We start from the raw sequence: 20,909 nt of genomic DNA, 5'->3' as shown, positions 1-20,909 counted from the left end.
GATCCGAACACATCCCGTCCGCCGTGCCGCCGCCCCGGCATCGGCGCCCGGGCATCATCCCCGCCAGGGCCGCAAGGTCCACAGCGCCTGCAGCTGCTGGTCCACCTGCGCCGCCATGGCGCGGTACTCCGCGCCGACCAGCGGCCGCAGCGGCATGGACTGCCGCGCCGCCTCCCGCAGGAAGCCGGCATCGCCGAGGGCGCCGCGGAAGGCTTCCTCCAGCCGCGCCGCGATCGCCGGCGGGAGGCCGGGCGGGCCGATGATGCCGCGCGACGCCGCGGTGACGATGTCGAAGCCCAGCTCGCGGAAGGTGGGCATGTCCGGCAGTTCCGGCAGGCGTTGCGCACTGGCCACCGCCAGGCCGCGCATGCGGCCTTCCCGCGCCTGCGGCACCAGCTCCGTCGTGTTGCCGACCGCGGCCGCCAGGTGGCCGCCGAGCAGCTGCGGGATCAGCGGCGCGACGCCGTTGAAGGGCACGTGGACCAGCGGCGGGATGCCCGACAGCGCCTCGAAGGCCAGCATCATGATGTGGTCGTCGCTGCCGATGCCGGTGGTGCCGTAGTCGAGGCTGCCCGGCCGCGCCCGCGCCTGCGCGACCAGGTCGGCCACCGAGCGCAGCGGGCTTTCCGTGCGGACATAGAGGCAGTTCGGATCCTCGACGATGTTGGCCAGGAAGGTGAAGTCGAGCGCGCGGTAGCGCGTCGCCCGCTCGATCGGGATGGCGCTGTGCGCCGGGGTGGAGGTGGCGCCGAGGGTGTAGCCATCCGGCGCGGCGTTGAAGGTCGCCTCCAGCCCGATCTGCGAGCCGGCGCCGGCGCGGTTGGTGACGACCACCGTCATGCCCGGGATGCGCTCGGCGACCAGCGGCATCACCATTCGCGTCATGATGTCGACGCCGCCGCCGGGCGGGAAGGGGACGATGACCTCCACCGGCCGGTCGCCGGGCCAGGCGCGCTGGGCGCGGGCGATGGCCGGCGTTGCGAGCGCGGCGAGCAGCGTTCGGCGCAGCATGGTGTGGTCCTCCCGGTCGTCGTTGCACTCGGGAGGGGCGCTGCGGGGTCCCCTCCCGGACCTACCCCGCCGGGGATCGAACCGACCCCTGGCCCCCCGTATGGGTTGATCGCCAGGGCGATGACCCAGGCCGGTCCAGGGGTCGCCTGACCCCTGGTGGGGGAAGCGCGAGGGGGCAGGCCCCTCTCGCAGCGCCCTAGGCCCGGCGCACGCCCCAGGGATAGGGCGACGTTCCCTTGAGCACGCCCGCCAGCCCGCGATGCGCGGTGCGGATGAAGAACTGCCCCAGCGGCAGGAAGGGCACGTTCTGCCAGCTTTCCTGCTGGATCTGCTCGGCGATGCGCTTCTGGTCGGCTTCGGTCTCCGCCACCAGCCAGGCGGCGTTCAGCTCCTCCACCCGCGGGTTGCTGTACCAGCCGAACCAGCCGCGCTCGCCCATGCCGCGGATCGGCGCGTTGACCGCGGGGTTGATGATGGAGATGCCGGGCCACCAGGTGTGGAAGATGCTCCAGCCGCCCTTGTCCACCGGTTCCCGGCTGACGCGGCGCTGCACGAGGCTGCCCCAGTCCATTTCCTGCAGGTCGACGTTCATCCCGCAGCGGCGCAGCACATCGGCGGTGATCTGGCCGAAGGGGCCGATCGTGGGGAAGTCCGTCGGGTTGATGATCACCACCCGCTCGCCCTTGTAGCCGGCTTCCTGCAGCAGGCGGCGGGCGCGGGCGGGGTCGCGCGGGCCGGCCAGCGCCTCGCTGCCGGTGGTGGTGCCGTAGGGCGTGCCGCAGGGCCACATGGAATGGCAGGTCTTCCACGCCTCGGCGTCGTTGCCGGTGACGGCGCGGACATAGTCTTCCTGGTCGATGGCGTGCAGCAGGGCGCGGCGGATGGCCGGGTTGTCGAAGGGCGGATGCAGCATGTTGAAGCGGCAGAAGCCGATATAGCCCAGCGTGTTGGCGATCTCGACCGTGATGCCGCGGCTGCGGCGCAGCGCCGGGATCAGGTCGGCATTCACCTGTTCCCACCAATCGACCTCGCCGGATTGCAGCGCCGCGGCGGCGGTGGCGCTGTCCGGGATGATGGTCCATTCGATGCGGTCGAAATTCGCCTGCTTGCCGCCGGCGGTGCGGCTCGGCGCTTCCTGCCGCGGCACGTAGCGGTCATGCCGCGCATAGACCACGCGGCTGCCGGAGATGTACTCGTTCGCCAGGAACCGGTAGGGGCCCGAGCCCACCATCTCCGTCACCTGCTGGAAGGGGTCGGTGCGCGCGATCCGCTCCGGCATGATGAAGGCGGCATTGGCGAAGGGCTTCGCCAGCGCTTCCAGCAGCAGCGGGAAGGGCGATTTCAGGCGGATGCGGATGGTGCGGTCGTCGGCCGCCTCGAAGCCCTCGGCCACCGCGCCCAGCGACTGGCCGAAGGTGTCGCGCCGCACCCAGCGCGCCAGGCTGGCGGCGCAGTCCCGCGCCAGCACCGGCTCGCCGTCATGGAAGCGCAGCCCCTCGCGCAGCCGGATGGTCCAGGTGCGGCGGTCGTCGGAGACCTGGTGGCCTTCCGCCATCTGCGGCCGCACCTGCAGGTCGTCGGTCAGGCCATAGAGCGTGTCGAAGATGGTCCAGCCATGGTTCTCGGTGACGCCGGCGGTGGTCCAGATCGGGTCCAGCGAGGTGAGGTTGGCCTGCGGCACCATGCGCAGGGTGCGCGCGCGGCTGTCCTGGGCCAGGGCCGGCATGGCGGCGAAGGGTGTGGCGGCGGCGAGCGGCGCGGCCGCCGCGGCCCTGAGCAGGCGGCGTCGTTGCATGGCGGGTCTTCCCGGATGTCTCCTGCCGGCATGCTGCCACCCTTCCGCCGGGGGAAGGAAGGGGGGCGCCATGCCTGCCGCCCGGGCCGGGCGCAGTCGCGTATCGGCCGCCCGGATGGGCGGCCCTGCCGGCTACCGGGGCCTGCGCGCGGGCCGGAACGCGCGGACCGCCGCGGCGCACCGGCCGCAGGGCGGCCGCACGCTCCGCGCTACTCCGCCTTCACCGCGTTGCGCAGCCGGCCGATGCCGTCGATCTCGCATTCCACCACATCGCCCGGCTGCAGCGTCTTCGGCGGCTGCATGGCGTAGCCGACGCCTTCCGGCGTGCCGGTGATGATCACGTCGCCCGGCTTCAGGGTGAAGCCGATGGAGAGCTGGTGGATGATCTCCTTCACGTCGAAGATCATCTTCGCCGTGTTGCTGTCCTGCCGCTTCTCGCCATTCACCCAGAGCCGGATGCCGGTGTTCAGCGCGTCCAGCTCCGCCGCCGGGACGATCCAGGGGCCGAGCGGGCAGGACCGGTCCAGCGACTTCCCCTTGAACCACTGGCCGTAGCGCCGCTGCAGGTCGCGCCCCGTCACGTCGTTGCCAATGGTCCAGCCGAAGACGTGGTCCAGCGCCCGCTCCTTCGGGATGTTGGTGCCCTCGGTGCCGATGATGGCGGCCAGCTCCACCTCGTAGTCCAGCCACTGCGTGATGCCGGCATGGGTGGGGATCCAGTCCTCCGGCCCGATGACGCAGTCGGGCGCCTTGGTGAAGAATTGCGGGAATTTCGGCAGCTCGGAATTGGTGATGCCGCGGGTGCGGTCGCCTTCCGCCACATGGTCCATGTAGTTGCGGCCGACGCAGAAGACGTTGCGGCGCGGCCGCGGGATGGGCGCCAGCAGCGTCCAGCTGCCGGCCGGCAGCAGGGCGGCGGGCGGCGGCGCGGCGGCCAGAGCGGTGACGGCGGCCAGCGCCGCCGGCCCGGCCGCGATGAGCGAGAGCATGTCGCCGCCGCCGGGCGCGCCGGGCACGGCGGAGAGGTCGAGCATGCGCCCATCCTCCTGCACGCAGCCGATGCGCGTGCCGCGGGCGTCGGAGAAGGTGGCGAGCTTCGTCATGGCGTTTCCCCCAGGGGTTCCATCGGGCGTGCAGGGGACAGCGGGCCGGCCGGGCTGGCAAGCCCCGGGGCGGGGTGGCACCCCGGCTCGAGCGGCTTCCGTTCGCCATGGCTCACGGCAACCGCGCCAGCCATTTGAAGCTATGCGCATCTTCACCCGATCAGGTGGTCCCACCGGATCGGGATCTGCCCTGGTATCCTGCCGGCTGCGAACGCAGCGGACCAGCAAGCCACTGAAAACAAAGGCGAGTGGCCCGGACCGAAGGACGCCACCCGTGGCGGCGAACCTCGGATCCGGGACACTAGCCGGCGGCCGGCACCGCGATGTCGAGCCAGCCCCGGGAATCCATGCGCGCCGCATCGCCCGGGCGCAGAAGCACCGTGGTGGTCGCGCTCTCGACGATCGCCGGGCCGATCACCGCCTGGCCAGGCGCCAGCGCCCCGAACCGGAAGACCGGCGCCGTCGCCGCCCCGCCCTCCAGCAGGATGCGGCGCTGGCCGGCGGGGGCGGCCGCCGCCGCTTCCGCCCCCGCCGCCGGGACATGGCGCGGCAGCACGCCCACCGCGGCGACGCGGGCATTCACCAGCACCACCTCCTCCTCCGGCAGGTCGTAGGTGAACAGCGCGCGGTGGCGGGCATGGAAGGCGGCGCGGACCTGGTCGGCCAGCGCCGGCCCCTGCCAGTCGATGCCGTCCAGCGGCACCGCGATCTCGAAGACCTGCTCGCCATAGCGCATGTCGGCGCTGCGCCGGGCGGCGACGGCGCCGCCATGCCACTCGGCCATGCGGTCGCGCCCCTCGGCCTCCAGCCCGTCGAACAGGGCGCGCAGCGCCGTATCGCCGGGCAGGCCGCCGGCCGTCACCGCGCTGCGGGACAGCTCGTAGCGCAGGTCGGTGTGCAGCATCCCCCAGGCCGAGAGCCCCGCCGCGAAGACCGGCACGGCGGCGCGGCGCAGCCCCAGCTCGCGCGCCACGGCCGTCGCGTGCAGCCCGGCGGCGCCGCCGAAGGCCAGCAGCGTGAAGTCGCGCGGATCGACGCCGCGCCGCACCGTCGCCAGCCGCACCCCATCCGCCATGCGGGCATTGACCAGGGCATGGATGCCGGCGGCGCAGGCGTCCGGCGCGATGCCGAGCCGCTCCGCCAGCCCTGCCACCGCCCGCCGCGCCGCGTCCAGATCGAGCCGCCGCGCGCCGCCGAGGAAATTTTCCGGGTCGAGATAGCCGAGCACCAGGTTGGCGTCGGTGACCGTCGGCTCCGTCCCGCCCAGGCCATAGGCGGCCGGGCCGGGCACCGCGCCGGCCGAGCGCGGCCCCACCTGCAGCGTCCCGCCCGGCCCGACGAAGGCGACGGAGCCGCCGCCGGCGCCGAGCGTGGTGATGTCGAGGCTCTCGAGCGCGATGCGCTCCCCGCCCACGGTGCGGCCGCGGCCGAGCGCCGCCTCGCCCCCGGTGACGAGGGCGATGTCGGTGGAGGTGCCGCCCATGTCGAAGGTGACGAGATCCTGCCCCATGCCCTGCAGGGCCGATTCCACCGCCGCGGCGACGCCGCCGGCGGGTCCGGACAGGGCGGTGCCGACCGCCAGCCGCGCCGCCTCCTCCACCGGCGCGACGCCGCCATGGGAGAGGATGACGAAGAGCGGGCCGCGATAGCCGGCCTCCGCCAGCCGCGCCTTCAGCCGGCCCAGGTAGCGGGAGACCACCGGCCCGACATAGGCGTTCACCGCGGTGGTGCTGAACCGCTCGAACTCCTTGATCTGCGGCAGCACATCGGCCGAGCAGGTGACGAAGGCGTCCGGCATCGCGGCGGCGACGGCCTCGGCCGCCGCATGCTCGTGCCGCGGCGCCGCCCAGCTATGCAGGAAGCCGATGGCCACGCCCTCCACGCCCGCCGCCCGCAGCGCGGCGATGGCGGAGCGGAGCGAGGCGGCGTCGAGCGCCTGCTCGACGCTGCCATCCGGCCGCAGCCTTTCCTTCACGCCGATGCGCAGGCGGCGCGGCACCAGCGGCTCCGGCGCCGGCAGGCGCAGGTCGTAGCGCTCGGGCTTCAGCCCCTCGCGCATCTCGATGACGTCGCGGTGGCCCTCGGTGGCCAGCAGGCCGATGCGGGCGCCCTTGCGTTCCAGCAGGGCATTGGTGGCGACGGTGGTGCCATGGACGATGCGCGTCGCCTGCTGCAGCAGCTCGGCCAGCGTCAGGTGCAGCGCGTCGGCCAGGTTGCGCAGGCCCTGCACCACCCCTTCCGACTGGTCGGCCGGGGTGCTGGCCGCCTTGGCGAGCGTCTGGGTGCCGTCGGTGCAGATGCCGACCACGTCGGTGAAGGTGCCGCCGACATCGATGCCGATGGTGTAGCCGGGCATCAGGCATAGCCCTCCGCCGCGTCGCGGGCGCGGGCCTCGGGCGTGCGCTTCTCCGGCGGGCCCCAGCCGCCGCCGCCGCCCGCCTCCACCACCAGCCGGTCGCCCGGCTGGACGGGGATGCCGACTTCCTTGGTCTTCAGCACCCGCTCCGTGCCATCCGCGTGCCGCAGGCGGTAATGGTGCGGCGCGCCGTCCCGCCCGCCCAGCATCCCGGCGGCGCCGTGCCGCGCGCCGTCGCCGGCGGTGTTGGCGCGGCAGGGGCCGTCGCTCTCGATCCGCAGGCAGAGCTGCCCGCCCAGCCCGCCGCGATGCTGGCCGTCCCCGGCCGAGCCGGGGAGGAATTCATGCGTTTCGAACAGCAGGGGGAAGCGGGCCTCGGCCATCTCCACGCTGCCGAATTTCAGCCCGCCGGCGGAATGCCATTCCCCGGCGCAGGACCAGCCATCGCCGCGGGCGGACCCGCCGCCGCCCGGCCGGGCATGGAACATGTGCCAGACGAAGCGGCGTCCCGGGCGGCGGGCATCCTGGCCGGTGATCGCCACCCGGAAGCGCCGGCCCCAGCCGCCCATGGCCCGGTCGGGGCAGCCATGCTGCAGGGCGCGGACGATCGCCTCGACGATCTCGTTCGCGCAGTGGGAGGTGCACATGGTCACCGGCGCCCCCTCCCGCGCCCAGACCACCGTGCCCTCCCGCGCGATCACCTCCAGCGGGCGGAAGGCGCCGTCGTTCTTCGCCACCTCCGGGTCCAGCAGGAACGCGAACGCCATCGCCACGGCGCTGCGCATGTTCGGGTAGCTGGAATTGACGAAGCCGGTGGTCTGCGGGTCGCTCTCCGACAGGTCGACGGTCAGGCTGTCGCCGCGTTTCGTGACCCGGGCGCGGATCGCCACATCCGTCTGGCCGAAGCCGTCATCGTCCAGGAAGGCCTCGCCCAGCCAGGAGCCGTCCAGCCAGGTGGCGAGGATGCGGCGGGCATGCGCCTCCGACAGGTCGAGGATGGCCGAGACCGCTGCATCCAGCGCATCGGCGCCGTAGCGGGCCAGCAGGGGCAGCAGGCGCTGCTCCCCCAGCCGCGCCGCGCCGATCATTGCCATCAGGTCGCCACGGAAGTCGCGTGCGATGCGGGTGTTGGTGGCGAGCATGCGGATCAGGTCCTCCCGCAGCGCGCCGCCCTCGCCCAGGCGGATGGGCGGGATCCGCAGCCCTTCCTGCCAGATTTCCGTCGCACCCGGGTTGTAACCCCCATGGGTGGCGCCGCCGATATCGGACTGGTGGGCGCGCACCACGGACCAGAAGCGGAGCGACCCGTCGCCGAAGACCGGGAGGATGATGGTGAGGTCGGGCAGGTGGCTGCCGCCATGGTAGGGGTCGTTCAGCAGGAAGCAGTCGCCCGGCCGGATGTCGCCGGCGAAGGCCTCCGCCACCGCCTTCGCCGCCCAGGGCATGGCGCCGACATGCACCGGGATGTGGTCGGCCTGCGCGACCAGCCGGCATCCGGCGTCGCAGAGCGCGATGGAGAAATCGCGCGAGGAGTTCAGGATCTGGGAATACGAGGTCCGCAGCATCGCCTCGCCCATCTCCTCCACGATGGCGCGGAGGCGGTTGTCGAGGACCGCGAGGGTCACCGGGTCCGGTGCGGGCCGCGTCGCCGGATGCGGCGCGGGGTGTGTTGCGGCGGCGGAAGCATGCGTGGCCATGCGGCCACGGTCGGCCGCGTGATGGTGCCGCGTCAAGCCGCAGCGGCAGAACGGGACAAAACCCCGTCCAGATTTCGTGTTAAGGACCGGTTTTCGCGCCGGCCCCGACAATGTTGCCACGGGAATGCCGGCCGACCGGCACGGAGAGCATGAGCACCACCTTCCTGAGAGGCCCTGCCCTGAAAGACCCGGGGTCCGGCCTGCTGGACCGGTCGCGCCCAGGGGCGGGTCCAGGCCTGCATGCGCCCTGGCCGGCGGGCTCCGCATCGCGGGTCTGGCTGGACGCGGCCTTCATCCCGCTGCTGATGCTGGGGGCGTCCCTGTTGTTCCGCGGGATCGGCTTCACCGTCGCGGTGATCGACACCGATGAGGGGCTGTACCTGGTGCAGGCCCGGGAATGGCTGCGTGGCGGCTGGCCGCTGGTCGCGGTCTGGGACATGCACCCGATCGGCGCCCCCGCGCTCTACGCCGCGGCCATCGGCCTGTTCGGCGAGAGCATCGCCACCATCCGCATGCTGGGCATCGCCTGCGTCGCGGCGGCGGGCTGGGCGCTCTACGGGCTGGGGCGGGCGGGCGGGCTGGCGCGGCCGGTCGCAGCCGCCGCCGGCGTGCTCTACATCGCCCACACCGTCCTGCTCTTCGGCCTGGCGAGCAACACGGAGGTGCTCTTCGCGCCCTTCGTCGTGGCCTCACTCGCCATCGGGCTGCGTGCCGCGATCCGGGCGCTGGAGGATGGGCGGGCGCCGGGCTGGGGCGAACTGGCCGGCATGGGCCTGCTGATGGGCGTGGCCTTCTGCATCAAGCCGGTGGTGACGCCGGAAGGCTGCCTGGCCTTCGCGCTGCTGACCTTCCCGGCGCTGTGGCGGCGGCTGCTGCCGGTGCCGCGCTTCCTCGGCATGGCGGCGGCCTATGCCGGGCTGGTCCTGACGCCCATGGCGAGCTTCGCCCTGGCCTATCTGGCGCAGGGCGACCTGGCGGAATTCCTGGACGGCAGCCTGCTCGCCCCGATCCGCTATGCCGAGGCCAGGCTGAGCCTGCCGGAGGCGGCGCAGCGGGTCCAGGTCGCGCTCATGGTCCTGCTCTGGCCGATGCTGCTGGCTGGCCTGGCGCTGGCCCGCTGGGGGCTGCGGCGCGGCCGCGGCGGCCGGCTGGCGCGCATCGCGCTGCTGTGGTTCGCCTGCGGCAGCCTGGCGATCATCGGGCCGGGCTTCTTCTACCCGCACTACTTCCTGATCTGGATGCCGCCCATGGCCCTGCTGGCCGCCATGGGCGCCTGGCGGCTGGCAGGGCTGGTCCGGCCGCGGCATGGCATGGCCGTCTTCGTCGCCCTGGTGGCGCTGGTGGCGGCCGAGGCCTGGCGGCAGGAGGCGACGGTGCGCGTCGGCCGCGGCCACGGCATCTGGACCCCGGACCCGGTGGCCGAGGTGGCGAAGGCCGTCCGCGCCCGCATCCATCCGGGCGACCCGATCTTCGTCGCCAACTACCACCCGGTGATCTATGCCATGGCGCGGGCGGCGGCGCCGACCCGCTTCGTCTTTCCCGCCCACCTGACCGGCGGCTTCACCCAGGTGGCCGATATCGACACCAACGAGGAACTGCGGCGCGTCCTGGCGACGAAGCCGAAGCTGGTGGTGGTGGATCGCGGCTGGTGGTGGCAGCTTCGCCCCAGCGCGGCGGCCATCCTGACCGAGGCGCTGGCCCGCGACTTCGTGCTGGACGGCACGGTGGCGGAGGAGCGCGGGCCGGTCGAGCTCTGGCGGCCGCGCTAGGGCATCGCGGCGCGAAGCGCCTCGCGCCGCGGCACCCCGCGTGATCCGGGCGTGCCGCCCCGCCGCATCCTGCGACCGCCGCGCGGCGCGGGGCGGCTTGCATCGCCGCCGCGGTGACGCATCATCCCCCGGCACGAACGGGGGAAACAGCCAATGAGCGACGCGAGCGGCCTGCGCATCCTGGCCGAGGGCCTGCGCTTTCCGGAAGGCCCCATCGCCCTGGCCGATGGCAGCGTCATCATCGTCGAGATCGCGGCGGGCCGGATCACCAAGGTGGCGCCGGACGGGACGAAGACGGTCGTGGCGACGCCCGGCGGCGGGCCGAACGGCATCGCCATGGGCCCGGGCGGGAAGATCTTCTGCTGCAACAATGGCGGCTTCGTCTGGCATGAGGGGCCGGAGGGGCTGCGCCCCGCCGGCGTGCCGCTCGACTATGCCGGCGGCCGGATCGAGGTGATCGACCCCGCCACCGGCAGCGTCGCCCGCCTCTACGACCACTGCGGCGAGAACATGCTGAAGGGCCCGAACGACATCGTCTTCGCGCCCAAGGGCGCGCCGGGGGAGGGCGGCTTCTGGTTCAGCGACCTGGGCAAGGTGCGGGCGCGGGACCGCGACCATGGCGGCGTCTACTGGGCGGCCAGCGACGGGTCGAGGATCGTCGAGGCCGCCTTCCCGATCTTCGGCGGCGCCAACGGCATCGCCCTCTCGCCCGATGGCCGCGCCCTCTATGCCGCGGAGACCGAGACGGGCCGGCTCTGGGCCTGGGACATCGAGGGGCCGGGCGTCGTGCGCAAGGACCCCTGGCCCTCCTCCAACGGCGGGCGGGTGATCTGCCAGTTCCCCGGCTACCGCCGGCTGGACAGCATCGCCGCCACGGCCGCCGGCAATATCTGCGTCGCCACGCTGGTAAGCGGCGAGATCACCACCGTCTCGCCCGCCGGCGAGATCCTGCGGGTGGTGAAGATGCCGGAGCGGATGCCGACGAATATCTGCTTCGGCGGCCCGGGGATGCGCACCGCCTATGTCACGCTCTCGCTCAGCGGCAAGCTGGCGGCGCTGGACTGGGATGAGCCGGGGCTGGAACTGCCCTTCGGGTGAGCGCATGCGGCGGCATGGCCTTCCACGCCCGGGCCGACGGCCCGCGCGCTTTGGAGGGCTTGGCCGCGCCGGGGCGGTTTCGCCGCAGGCATCGAGGCAGGTGGGCCTGCCCTGCCGCGTGTTGCGCGCGGGCCCGGCCTGCGGCAGGACGCCCGCCGCAGACTTGCCGCCCCGGCCGCGCCCCGGCGCGCCGCGCGGCACGGACAGGGGAGAGCGGGATGGCCCTTTGGGTGCGCTATGCGCGGGGCGATGCGGAAGGCTTCGGCGTGCTGGAGGGCGAGGCGATCGCCGCCCATGCCGGGGATCTCTTCGCCGGCGCGACACCGACCGGCGAGCGGCTCGCGCTGGCCGATATTCGCCTGACGGCGCCGCTGCGCCCGGGTGCATTCATCGGGTTGTGGAACAATTTCCATGAGGCGGCGCAGAAGCAGGGCAACGCCATCCCGGAATTCCCGCTGTACTTCCTGAAGAACCCGCGCTGCGTCATCGGCCCCGGCGAGGCGATCCGCCCGCCCGCCGGCTATGCGGGCAAGGTGCTGTACGAGGGCGAACTCGGCCTGGTCATCGGCCGCACCGTCTCGAACGCCGACGAGGCGACGGCCGAAGCGGCCATCTTCGGCCTGACCTGCGTGAACGACGTCACCGCGCTCGACCTGCTGACCGCCGATGCCTCCTTCCCGCAATGGGCCCGGGCCAAGGGCTGCGACGGCTTCGGCCCGATCGGGCCGGCGATCGCCACCGGCCTCGACTGGGCCGCGCTGCGGGTCAAGGTCGCGCTGAACGGCCGGGTGCGGCAGGACTATCCCTGCGCCGACATGATCCTGCCGCCGGCGCGGATCGTCTCGCTGATCTCGCGGGAGATGACGCTGCATCCGGGCGACGTCATCGCCTGCGGCACCTCGGTCGGGGCGCTGCCGATGCGGCCGGGCATGGAGGTGGCGGTGACGATCGAGGGCATCGGGACGCTGGCCAATGCCTATGCGCCTGCCTGACAACCATGGGATGGTCAGCACCGGCGCGGATCGCGGCGCGGCCCGATACCAGCGGCATGAAGGCTTCATCCATGCCGAGCGTCTGGACGGGCGCCGCGGCCTAGGCCGCGCCGCCAAGGGTTGCGGCGCAAACCGCCCGGCGATCGGGAGGGACCGTCGATTGGTCACGATCGACGGCCATCAGCATAGGCGCCGTGGCGCGTGGAGCCGGCCTGCAAGCGAAGGCCTGATGCGGCTCGCGCGAAGCCGCAGGCCGCGGCCTGTTGCCTTGAGGGCGGGTTCACGCGCCGCGGCCTTCACGCCGCCCCGCGACCCGCCCGGGAGCGGTTTCCGTTCGCCATGGCTCACGGCAACCGCTGCAGTCATTTGACTCTGCGGGCATCTTCACCCGCCCAGGGGATCCCACCTGAGCGGGATCTGCCCTAGCCGAGCCGCGCCACGATATCCGGCATCGCCTCGGCCTCCACCGTGGCGAAGGCCAGCCGCAGATGCCGCTGGCCACCGGGGCCGAAGGCGCCGCCAGGCAGGGTGACGAGGCCACGCTCGCGCGCCAGGCGCTCCGCCACCATGGCCGAGTCCGGACCGTCTTCCGGCACCCGCAGCCAGGCGAACATCGCCCCGGCCGCCTCCAGCCGCCAGGCCGGCGCGCGGGCCAGGGCCTGGCGGAAGGCCCGGCCGCGCGCGGCCATGCGGGCGCGGTTCTCCGCCCGCCAGGCGCGCAGCGCGGGGATGGCCCAGGCCAGCGCGAGCTGGGGCGGCCGCGGCGCGCAGATCTGGATGTTGTCCACCGCCTTCACGAATTCGGCCAGCATCGCCGGCCCGGCGGCCAGCGCGCCCATCCGGTGCCCCGGCAGGCCATAGGCCTTGGAGAAGGAGTAGAGTTGGACGACGAAGTCCCGCCAGTCCGGCCGGCGGAGCAGCCGATGCGGCGCGGGAAGGGCGCCCGGGGCCCGGCTGCCGGCCTCCGCCCGCCCGCCTGCCGGCAGCGGGTCGGGCAGGAAGTCGCGATAGGTCTCGTCCAGCACCAGCCATAGGCCACGTGCGCGGCAGAGCTCGGCGAAGCGGCCGAGCAGCGCCGCCGGAATCGCGGCGCCGGTCGGGTTGTTCGGCGTGACCAGCAGGATGGCGCGCACCCGCGGGCCGAGCAGCGCCGCCGCGCGCTCCGGGTCCGGCAGGAAGCCGTCCTCGGCCCGGCAGGGCAGCGGCACCGCCTCCACCCCGCGCAGCGCGAGCGCCATCCGGTGGTTGAAGAACCAGGGCGCGGGGATCAGCACGGCATCGCCCGGGGCGGTCAGCACGCTCATCGCCAGGGTGAAGCCGATATTGGCGCCGGCGGTGATGCGCAGGTCGTCCGCCGCGATGTCGCCGCCATAGATCCCGCGCATCTCCGCCGCCAGCGCCGCGCGCAGCGGCGCCTCGCCCTCCAGCGGGCCATAGCCGGCGGTGGCGGGGTCGGCCGCGGCGGCGGCCAGGCGTTGCAGCAAATCCTGTGGCGGCGCGACGCCGGGGACGGATTGCGTCAGGTCGAGCAGCGGGCCGCGAGCGCCGCCATAGCCCGCCGCCCAGGCGCGGCAGGCGGGGATGGGTGGCGGGGGGAGCGCGGTGGCGGTGCCGGCCAGCCTCGGGGCCGGCCAAATGGTGGCGTCCTGGAGCATGCGACGGCAACGCGGCGATGCCGCCCGCGGTGCCGAAGCGCCATGCTCCGGCGCCCCTGATCCTGTGCCCCGCTCAGTGCGCGATGCCGCGGGCGGCCTCGACATAGCCGATGCGGCGCTCGGGCGGCACCGGATGTCGCCCCGCCACGCGTTCCAGAAGCATCCGCGCATCGCCGGCAAGGCCGGCCTTCACGGCGCTGTGCAGGAACAGCTGCTCCAGCACGTCCTGCTGCGCATGGCTGCCGCCGAGCCGGTACATTCCCTGCAAAGCGGGGCGCATGGCGGCGACCGCGCCGGCGAAGTCGCCGCGGGCGTGGCGCAGCACCGCCTCGCTGACCGGCAGGGCGTAGTGCGCGACCAGCGCGGCGTTGCCGCCGGCATTGGCGCGGGCCGCGTCGCGCAGCGCGGCCAGCATCCGCTCCGCCGCATCCCAGCGGCCCGCCCCGCACAGCGCCATCATCCAGTGCGGCAGGGTGAAGGCCGACAGCGTGTCGCCGATCCGCGCTTCCGCCTTGTCCGCCAATTCCTCCCAGCGCGCGCCCGCCGGCACGCCATGCAGCGACAGGCGGAACAGCATGGAGGCGGCGTTCTGCACGTCGATGTAGAGATCGGGCTGCGCCTGCGTCACCGGGCTGTCCAGCTTGCGGAACCGCGTGTCGTAGAGCGCGAGCACCGCGTCGAAGTCGCGCTGTTCCAGGTGGTACATCGCCCGATGCCACCAGAGGTGGTGCATGATGTTGTTGCCGCCTTCCCAGTGCGGCTCCAGCGACTGGATCCAGGCGATGCCCTCGGACCGGCGGCCCTGCATCTCCAGCACATGCGCGACGGCATGCGCCGCCCAGAGATCGCCGGGGTCGAGCGCGATGGCGTCGCGCCCGGCGGCCTCGGCGATGGTGTAGTTGCCGCATTCCTCGTTGGCGAAGCTGCGGCAGGCCAGAACGCTGCCATAGCCCGGCAATTCCTTGCCCCAGCGCGGCAGCACGCCTTCGACCGAGGCCAGCATCCGTTCCGGCGCGCCCTGCCAGAAGGCGGTGAAATGGTGCAGGCGGAAGGCCAGGATGTCGCGCGGATGCTCGGCCAGGATCTGCTCCCACACCGCGAGGGCGCGGCCCGTCTCGCCCTCCGCCCAGGCCGATAGGGCGGCGACATGCGCCTGCTCGCGCGGCGTGGCGCGTTCGGTCAGCCGCGCGGCGCTGGCCAGCGCGTCCCGCGCCATCGGGATGAAGGCCTGCTTGTAGCCGAGCAGCAGGAAGGCCGCCTGCAGCGCCTTCGCCAGGCCGAATTCGGCGTCGGCGGCGAGCAGCGCCTTCTGTCGCTGGCTGGTGTCGAACCGGTAGCGCAGGAAGCCCTCGATGACATGGTCGAAGGCCCGCGCGGCCTGCGGGCTGTCGGTGCTGATGGGATGGCCCTGGGCATCCTGCTGCATGGATCGAGGCTCCCTATTCGCCGGCGCGCTCGGCCAGCCAGTGCGTGAGGACGGAGACCGACGCCATCAGGTCCCCGGTCTCCATGGCTTCGTCGGGGTTGTGGCTGCCGTTACGGTTCCTGGCCAGCAGCATGCCCGTCGGTACGCCGGCGGCGGCGAAGTTGTTGGCGTCATGGCTGCCGGGGCTGTTCAGGCGCGGCGCCGGCAGCCCGGCCCGCGCCGCGGCGGCGGCGAAGCCCTCCAGGATGGCGGGATCCATGCGCCCGGGCGCGGCGGCGCTGCGCGCGCCGAGGTCGATCCGCACGCCGCGGCGCGCGGCCACCTCGGCGACGATGCCGGCCAGCCGCGCCTCCAGCGCTGCCAGGTGGTCCGCCGCATAGGCGCGCAGGTCGAGGCTGAGCTCGAACCGGCCCGAGACCATGGTCAGGCTGTGCCGCTCCGCCGGCGTGTGGAGGCGGCCGATGGTGACGGCCATCGGGCGGCCCGCCGCCTCCTCCGCGAGCCAGAGCTTTTCGAGTTCCAGCGCCAGGTCGGCGCCGGCCAGCGCGGCGTCGCGGCGGAAGCGGTGCGGCAGGCCGGTATGCGCGTCCTCCCCGGTGATGCGGATGAAGGGATGGCGGACATTGCCGGGATTGGCGAGGCAGAGCGCGACCGGCGCCCCGGCCTCCACCAGCTGCGGCGCCTGCTCGATATGCACCTCCAGATAGGCGCCGAGCGTCGCGGGGTCGCGCAGCGGCGTTCCCGCGGCGATGCGTCGCGGATCACCGCCGCAGGCCGCGATGCTCTCGGCCAGCGTCAGGCCGGTGCGGGCATGGCGCAGGTCCAGCGCGCCGGGCGGCAGCCGGGCCAGCAGGCAGCGCGAGCCGATAAGGCCAAGGCCGAACCACACCGCCTCCTCGCAGCGCAGCGCCAGCACTTCGATGCCGCAGCGCGGGTGGATGCCGGCGGCCTGCAGCGCCGCAACGGCGGCGAGTCCCGCCACCACGCCCGCGGCCCCGTCGAAATTGCCGCCCTGCACCACGCTGTCGAGATGCGAGCCGATGAGGATGGGCTTGGCCGCCGGGTCGGAGCCGGGCCAGCGCAGCGACAGGTTGGCGCCGGCATCCGTGGCGGCGACCAGCCCGAGCGCCTCGCCGGCCTCGGCGACCAGCGCGTGCGCCGCGTTCTCGCCGCGTCCATAGGCATCCCGCGTGATGCCGGGCGGGTCGGCGCCGAGGGCGGCGAGGCCGTCCAGCAGCCGCTGCGCCAGTGGCGCCTGGGCGGCGACGGCCTCCCCGAGGGTCATGCCCGGCTTCCCGGACGGGCGTCGGTCACAGCCCCATCTCCTGCAGCACCGCCTCGGTATGCTCGCCCAGCGCCGGCGCCGGCACGCTCCAGGGGCCGAGGCCGGGCAGGCGCGGGAAGGGCAGGGTGCCGAGGCCAGGCTGCGCCAGCGGGATGGCGGCCTCCACCGCCTCGGCATGCGGGTCGGCCAGCCAGTCGAGCGGCGAGTTCACCATATCGCAGAGCATGCGCGCCGCCTTGAAGCGCTCGGTCCAGGCCGTGGCTGGTTCCCGCGCGAAGGTCTCGCGCAGCACGGGCAGCAGCGCCTCCCGGTGCTCGGCGCGCTTGGGGAAGCTGTCGAAGCGCGGGTCGGCGGCCAGGTCGGGCCGGCCCGCCACGCCACAGAACTGCACCCATTCCGCCTCCCGCAGGAAGGCCACCATGAACCAGCGGCCATCGCTGCCCTGGTAGGTCCCGGCCGGCACGTTCGACAGCGGCGGGACGCGGCCGAGCAGCCCGGCCTCGGCGACATTGAAGGCCATGAGCGCCGCGGCGCTCTGCATCAGCGAGACATCCAGCACCCGCCGGCGCGGCGCAGCGCCGGCGGCACGGTCGCGTGCCTGCTCGGCCAGCGCCGCCTGCACCGCGATCATCGCCGACAGACCCGTCGTCATGTCCACCACCATCACCTGGCCGGTGCGGTGCGGGATGCCGTCCATCCCGAGGTTGAGCGAGACGAGGCCGCTATAGGCCTGGACCACGCCATCGGTCGCCGGCCGCTCGGCATTCGGGCCCTGCTGGCCGAAGCCGGAGATGGAGAGGAACACGACATCGTCCTTCCCCGCCTCCGGCACCAGGCCGAGCCGCTTGGCGACGCCCGGCCGGAAGGCTTCCAGCATCACATCGGCGCGCGCCGCCAGCCGCGCCATGGCGGCGCGCCCGGCCTCGGTCTGCAGGTCCAGCACCACGCTGCGCTTGCCGCGGTTGAAGGCGACATGCATCACGCTCTGCGTCCCTTCCCGCGTCGAAAGGCCGCGGGACCAGTCGCCTGCCGGCGGTTCCACCTTCACGACGGTAGCGCCGCAGGCGGCCAGCAGGCTGGCGCAATAGGGCCCGGCGATGCCCTGGCTGGCATCCAGGACGAAGAGGCCCCGGTAGGGCTCGGGCCGGTCGGCCATGGCTGTTTCCTCCTGACGCGTCGCGCCTATCCTGCCGGGAATGGCGGGAAGGGGAAGGGACCGCATGCGTGCCCTGGTCTGCGAGAGCTGGCGCGAATTCGATGCGCTGGAGCTGAAGGACATCCCGCCGCCGCCGCTGCGGCCGGGCGGCGTGGCGATCCGGGTGGAGGCGGCCGGCGTGTCCTTCGCCACCCAGCTCGTCGTCGCCGGCAAGTATCAGCGCAAGCCGCCGCTGCCTTTCGTGCCGGGCACGGAGGTGGCCGGCACGGTGCTGGAAAGCGCCCCCGACGTGCCGGACCCGCTGCCGCCGGGCACCCGCGTCTTCGCCGTGCTGGACTGGGGCGGGCTGGCGGAACAGGCCGTCGCGGATGCCATCCATGTGGTGCCCATCCCGGACGGATTGCCGCTCTCGCCCGCCGTCGCCATGCCGATCAGCTACCCCACCGCGGCCAGCGCCCTGATCTGGCGGGCGCGGCTGGCGGCCCATGACTGGGTGCTGGTGCATGGCGCCGCGGCGGGCGTCGGCCTGGCGGGGGTGGAGGTGGCGAAGGCGCTCGGCGCCCGGGTCATCGCCCGCTGCGGCGCGGCCAAGCGCCATGTGCCGGAGTCGCGCGGCGCCGACCTGGTGCTGGACAGCGCCGCGCCCTTCCGCGAGGCGGTGCGCGAGGCGACGGGCGGCGCAGGGGTCGCGGCGGTGCTGGACACGCTGGGCGGTCCGGTCTTCGACGACAACCTGCGCTGCCTGGCCGATGGCGGGACCCTGGTGACGGTCGGCTTCGCCGCCGGCGGCATCCCGACCTTGCCGATCAACCTGCTGCTGCTGAAGAACATCGCGGTCGCCGGGCTCAACTGGGGGACCTATGTCGGCTGGTCGCCCGGCGACAACCGCGCGCTGCATGCGCCACGCGCCCGGGGATTGTGGCAGCGGCTGGTCGCCTGGTGGGCCGAAGGGAAATTGCAGCCCGAGGTGCATGCGAGCTTCCCGCTCTCCGGCTTCCGCGAAGCGATGGCGGAGGTGCGCGGGCGCCAGGCGATCGGCCGCGTGGTGCTGCGGCCCGGCGAGGCGTGACGCAGGGGGCACGGAGGGGGCTCTGCCCCCTCGCGCTCCCCCCCACCGGGCCACCGCCGTGGCCCGGACCGACCCAGGTGGTCGCCACCGACGGGGCCTTGCCCGAGGCAATCGGACTCTCGCCGGGGTCCGGGGCCTCGCCTGTGGCCCCGGCTGGGTGGTTCCTGGAGGGGCGGTGTCCATCCCGCCACCGGTGCCGGGCTGACCGATTTGCAATGCGGCATCGGCGCCGCGGCCGTTCCCGGCGCGCCGCCATGGGACTAGTTTGGTCGCATGACCACCATCGGCGGGGCGGATCCCGCCCAGCCCCGCAAGGCCGACCCCCGCCTGGTCGCCGCCATCGTCGCCAGCGCCTTGTTCATGCAGAACCTGGACAGCAGCGCGGTGACCACCGCCCTGCCGGCCATGGCGCGGGACCTGGCGGTGGAGCCGGCGCGGCTGGGCGCCGCCATCACCGCCTACCTCGTCGCGCTGACGGTCTTCATCCCGGTTTCCGGCTGGGTGGCGGACCGGTTCGGCGCCAAGCGGGTCTTCATGGCGGCAATCGTCGTGTTCACCACCGCCTCCGTCCTGTGCGGTCGCGCGACCGGCGTGCCGGAACTGATCGGCGCCCGCGTCCTGCAGGGCGTCGGCGGCGCCATGATGGTGCCGGTTGCCCGCCTGCTGCTGCTGCGGCAGATCCGGAAGGAGGAGATGCTGGGCGCCATGGCCTGGCTGACCATGCCGGCGATGATCGGGCCGATCAGCGGCCCGCCGCTTGGCGGCTTCCTGACCGATGCCTTCGGCTGGCGCAGCGTCTTCCTGATCAATGTCCCGATCGGCGCGCTCGGCCTGCTGCTGGTGGCCTGGAAGATCCCCGCCGTGCCGCCCGGCAATCCGGGCCCGCCGGACCGGCTCGGCCTGTTCCTGCTGGGCACCGCGCTGGCGCTGTTCATGTTCGGGCTGGAGACGATCGGCCGCGGCGTGGTGCCGGAGGGCATGTCGCAGGCCGGGCTCGTCCTCGGCCTCATGTTCGGCTGGGCGGCGGTGCGGCATTGCCGGGTGGCGGAGCGGCCGGCCCTCGATCTCTCGCTGCTGCGGATCGAGACCTTCAACCAGTCCACCCTGGCGGGCAGCCTGTTCCGCATCGGCGCCGGCGCCACGCCCTTCCTGGTGCCGATGCTGCTGCAGGTGGGCTTCGGGAAATCGGCGTCCGAGGCGGGACTGGTGTCCTTCGCCACGGCGCTCGGCGCGCTGGCGATGAAGCCGCTGGCGCGGCCCATCCTGCGACGCTTCGGCTTCCGCACGGTGCTGATCGGCACGGCGTTGCTGTCGGCGGCGGGCGTTGCCGTCGCCGCCTTCTTCACGCCGGCCTGGCCCTTGCCGGTGATCTTCGGCCTGCTGGCGCTGGGCGGGCTGTTCCGCAGCCTGCAATTCACCTCGCTGAACACGCTCGCTTTCGCCGATGTGCCGCAGGCGCGGCTTTCGGCCGCCACCAGCTTCTCCGGCACCGCGCAGCAATTGGCGCCCGCGCTCGGCGTCGTGCTGGCAACGACGACGCTGGAGGCGAGTGCGCTGATGGCCGGCCGGCATGCCCTGGCGGTGCCGGATTTCGGCGTGGCCTTCCTGGTGGCCGGCGCGGTGGTGGCGGCATCCGCGCCCTTCTTCGCCCGGCTGGCACCGGATGCGGGGGCGACCGTCAGCGGCCACCTGGCCGTGCCGACGGCGAAGCGGCTGCCGGCGGAATAGCGGCCCGCCACCGGGCCGGCGCGGCGGCGGGCCGCCCCAGCCCTGGGTGGGCCGACGGGTGAACGCAGTCAGCGAGCGTCCAGCACATGGCCGCAGCGGGGCCGGCTGGCGATGCTGCCCGGGTCGTGGCTCGGATGGGAAAGGGCTGCCGCTGGAATGCGTATGTGCGCGGTTGCCCGCAGCGGGCTCGGCACCGGCGGATCGGACCGTGCCGCCGCGCTGCAATCAAGCCGCTTGAGCGGCCGGATTTCAGTCCTGGCCGCGGCGCCGCATCGCGGCGGTCCGCAGGTCCTGGATGCCCGGCAAACCGGCGCTGCGCGGAATGTGCCAGGAGCCCGCGCGGTGCAGTCCACCCACTGGCCGGAGCACCTGCCCCGGGCAGCCGGGTCCGGATCAGTCCACGATGAAGAGCTTCGCCCCCGTGCGGGTCGAGGACCGGTGGGCAGCGTCGCCGAAGTCGGAAACCTGGTAGCTGGTCCCCGGCCGCAGCGTGAAGCGGCGGCCATCCCGCAACTCCGTCTCCAGCTCGCCTTCCAGCACCAGCAGCACATGGCCGCGGTCGCACCAATGATCGGCGAGGTAGCCCGGCGAGTACTCCACCATGCGGACGCGCAGGTCGCCGACCTCCAGCATGCGCCAAACCGCTTCCCCGGTCTCGCCGGGATGCCGCGTGGCGGGCACCCCGGACCAGTCGGTGACGGTGAAGGGAAGGGTGGGGATCTTCATGCCGGGAATTCCGGGGCTGATCCCCCCTTATCGCGCCGGCGCC

At 73.6% G+C, this 20,909-nt stretch carries 15 protein-coding genes; 5 read left to right on the top strand and 10 right to left on the bottom strand.

All coding sequences use genetic code 11. The annotated features are described in order from the left end of the window. Window positions 1-54: 54 nt before the first annotated feature. The 5 genes from E2C05_RS02265 to E2C05_RS02245 all read right to left on the bottom strand — a co-directional run bounded on the left by E2C05_RS02265 (window position 55) and on the right by E2C05_RS02245 (window position 7,890). Window positions 55-1,011: a Bug family tripartite tricarboxylate transporter substrate binding protein gene (locus E2C05_RS02265; protein WP_133217975.1), complete on the bottom strand. Its 957-nt coding sequence runs from the start codon at window positions 1,009-1,011 to the stop codon at window positions 55-57. A 196-nt stretch (window positions 1,012-1,207) separates the two neighbouring features. Then, on the bottom strand, window positions 1,208-2,806 hold the full coding sequence (locus E2C05_RS02260; RefSeq protein WP_133217974.1) for an ABC transporter substrate-binding protein: 1,599 nt from the start codon (window positions 2,804-2,806) through the stop codon (window positions 1,208-1,210). A 209-nt stretch (window positions 2,807-3,015) separates the two neighbouring features. Then, window positions 3,016-3,909 (bottom strand): fumarylacetoacetate hydrolase family protein, encoded by an 894-nt coding sequence (locus E2C05_RS02255; protein WP_133217973.1) that lies wholly within the window; start codon window positions 3,907-3,909, stop codon window positions 3,016-3,018. 301 nt (window positions 3,910-4,210) lie between these two features. After that, on the bottom strand, window positions 4,211-6,265 hold the full coding sequence (locus E2C05_RS02250; protein ID WP_133217972.1) for a hydantoinase/oxoprolinase family protein: 2,055 nt from the start codon (window positions 6,263-6,265) through the stop codon (window positions 4,211-4,213). Further along, entirely contained in the window at window positions 6,265-7,890 is a 1,626-nt protein-coding gene (locus tag E2C05_RS02245; protein ID WP_240046519.1) for a hydantoinase B/oxoprolinase family protein, read from the bottom strand. Before E2C05_RS02245 ends, E2C05_RS02250 begins: the two co-directional genes overlap by 1 nt. A gap of 221 nt (window positions 7,891-8,111) precedes the next feature. Here E2C05_RS02245 and E2C05_RS02240 point away from each other — a divergent pair, with 221 nt between their 5' ends. From E2C05_RS02240 to E2C05_RS02230, 3 genes are all read left to right on the top strand, one after another. Continuing rightward, entirely contained in the window at window positions 8,112-9,731 is a 1,620-nt protein-coding gene (locus E2C05_RS02240) for an ArnT family glycosyltransferase (RefSeq protein WP_158291896.1), read from the top strand. A gap of 153 nt (window positions 9,732-9,884) precedes the next feature. Then, window positions 9,885-10,829: an SMP-30/gluconolactonase/LRE family protein gene (locus E2C05_RS02235; RefSeq protein ID WP_133217969.1), complete on the top strand. Its 945-nt coding sequence runs from the start codon at window positions 9,885-9,887 to the stop codon at window positions 10,827-10,829. Window positions 10,830-11,047: 218 nt separating this feature from the next. After that, entirely contained in the window at window positions 11,048-11,821 is a 774-nt protein-coding gene (locus tag E2C05_RS02230) for a fumarylacetoacetate hydrolase family protein (RefSeq protein ID WP_133217968.1), read from the top strand. Between the two features lie 422 nt (window positions 11,822-12,243). Here the strand turns inward: E2C05_RS02230 and E2C05_RS02225 are convergent, their stop codons facing one another. The 4 genes from E2C05_RS02225 to E2C05_RS02210 all read right to left on the bottom strand — a co-directional run bounded on the left by E2C05_RS02225 (window position 12,244) and on the right by E2C05_RS02210 (window position 17,343). Then, window positions 12,244-13,476 carry an aminotransferase gene (locus E2C05_RS02225; RefSeq protein WP_133217967.1) on the bottom strand — a complete coding sequence of 411 codons (1,233 nt, stop codon included), beginning with the start codon at window positions 13,474-13,476 and terminating at the stop codon, window positions 12,244-12,246. A 73-nt stretch (window positions 13,477-13,549) separates the two neighbouring features. Then, complete coding sequence (locus E2C05_RS02220; protein ID WP_133217966.1) at window positions 13,550-14,902, bottom strand: tetratricopeptide repeat protein; 1,353 nt, start codon at window positions 14,900-14,902, stop codon at window positions 13,550-13,552. Window positions 14,903-14,915: 13 nt separating this feature from the next. Continuing rightward, window positions 14,916-16,187: a hydantoinase/carbamoylase family amidase gene (locus E2C05_RS02215; RefSeq protein ID WP_133217965.1), complete on the bottom strand. Its 1,272-nt coding sequence runs from the start codon at window positions 16,185-16,187 to the stop codon at window positions 14,916-14,918. A 25-nt stretch (window positions 16,188-16,212) separates the two neighbouring features. Then, complete coding sequence (locus tag E2C05_RS02210) at window positions 16,213-17,343, bottom strand: CaiB/BaiF CoA transferase family protein (protein ID WP_158291895.1); 1,131 nt, start codon at window positions 17,341-17,343, stop codon at window positions 16,213-16,215. Between the two features lie 64 nt (window positions 17,344-17,407). Here E2C05_RS02210 and E2C05_RS02205 point away from each other — a divergent pair, with 64 nt between their 5' ends. Both E2C05_RS02205 and E2C05_RS02200 read left to right on the top strand, forming a co-directional pair. Then, window positions 17,408-18,412 carry an NADPH:quinone oxidoreductase family protein gene (locus E2C05_RS02205; protein ID WP_133217963.1) on the top strand — a complete coding sequence of 335 codons (1,005 nt, stop codon included), beginning with the start codon at window positions 17,408-17,410 and terminating at the stop codon, window positions 18,410-18,412. A gap of 273 nt (window positions 18,413-18,685) precedes the next feature. Further along, window positions 18,686-20,140 carry an MDR family MFS transporter gene (locus tag E2C05_RS02200; protein ID WP_133217962.1) on the top strand — a complete coding sequence of 485 codons (1,455 nt, stop codon included), beginning with the start codon at window positions 18,686-18,688 and terminating at the stop codon, window positions 20,138-20,140. A 393-nt stretch (window positions 20,141-20,533) separates the two neighbouring features. On the opposite strand, the gene E2C05_RS02195 is transcribed toward E2C05_RS02200, so the two are convergent. After that, window positions 20,534-20,866 carry a DHCW motif cupin fold protein gene (locus E2C05_RS02195; RefSeq protein WP_133217961.1) on the bottom strand — a complete coding sequence of 111 codons (333 nt, stop codon included), beginning with the start codon at window positions 20,864-20,866 and terminating at the stop codon, window positions 20,534-20,536. Between the last annotated feature and the right edge of the window lie 43 nt (window positions 20,867-20,909).

It is taken from the genome of Paracraurococcus ruber (assembly GCF_004353985.1).
In the GTDB taxonomy this organism is placed as follows: domain Bacteria; phylum Pseudomonadota; class Alphaproteobacteria; order Acetobacterales; family Acetobacteraceae; genus Paracraurococcus; species Paracraurococcus ruber.
The sequence above is the reverse complement of the archived record's forward strand: the minus strand, read 5'-3'. Positions and strand labels throughout refer to the sequence as shown.

Bases quoted from the DNA above. Each gene is read 5' to 3' on its own strand.
- E2C05_RS02265 (WP_133217975.1), bottom strand. From the start codon at position 1,011: ATGCTGCGCCGAACGCTGCTCGCCGCGCTCGCAACGCCGGCCATCGCC.
- E2C05_RS02260 (WP_133217974.1), bottom strand. From the start codon at position 2,806: ATGCAACGACGCCGCCTGCTCAGGGCCGCGGCGGCCGCGCCGCTCGCC.
- E2C05_RS02255 (WP_133217973.1), bottom strand. From the start codon at position 3,909: ATGACGAAGCTCGCCACCTTCTCCGACGCCCGCGGCACGCGCATCGGC.
- E2C05_RS02250 (WP_133217972.1), bottom strand. From the start codon at position 6,265: ATGCCCGGCTACACCATCGGCATCGATGTCGGCGGCACCTTCACCGAC.
- E2C05_RS02240 (WP_158291896.1), top strand. From the start codon at position 8,112: ATGAGCACCACCTTCCTGAGAGGCCCTGCCCTGAAAGACCCGGGGTCC.
- E2C05_RS02235 (WP_133217969.1), top strand. From the start codon at position 9,885: ATGAGCGACGCGAGCGGCCTGCGCATCCTGGCCGAGGGCCTGCGCTTT.
- E2C05_RS02230 (WP_133217968.1), top strand. From the start codon at position 11,048: ATGGCCCTTTGGGTGCGCTATGCGCGGGGCGATGCGGAAGGCTTCGGC.
- E2C05_RS02225 (WP_133217967.1), bottom strand. From the start codon at position 13,476: ATGCTCCAGGACGCCACCATTTGGCCGGCCCCGAGGCTGGCCGGCACC.
- E2C05_RS02220 (WP_133217966.1), bottom strand. From the start codon at position 14,902: ATGCAGCAGGATGCCCAGGGCCATCCCATCAGCACCGACAGCCCGCAG.
- E2C05_RS02215 (WP_133217965.1), bottom strand. From the start codon at position 16,187: ATGACCCTCGGGGAGGCCGTCGCCGCCCAGGCGCCACTGGCGCAGCGG.
- E2C05_RS02210 (WP_158291895.1), bottom strand. From the start codon at position 17,343: ATGGCCGACCGGCCCGAGCCCTACCGGGGCCTCTTCGTCCTGGATGCC.
- E2C05_RS02205 (WP_133217963.1), top strand. From the start codon at position 17,408: ATGCGTGCCCTGGTCTGCGAGAGCTGGCGCGAATTCGATGCGCTGGAG.
- E2C05_RS02200 (WP_133217962.1), top strand. From the start codon at position 18,686: ATGACCACCATCGGCGGGGCGGATCCCGCCCAGCCCCGCAAGGCCGAC.
- E2C05_RS02195 (WP_133217961.1), bottom strand. From the start codon at position 20,866: ATGAAGATCCCCACCCTTCCCTTCACCGTCACCGACTGGTCCGGGGTG.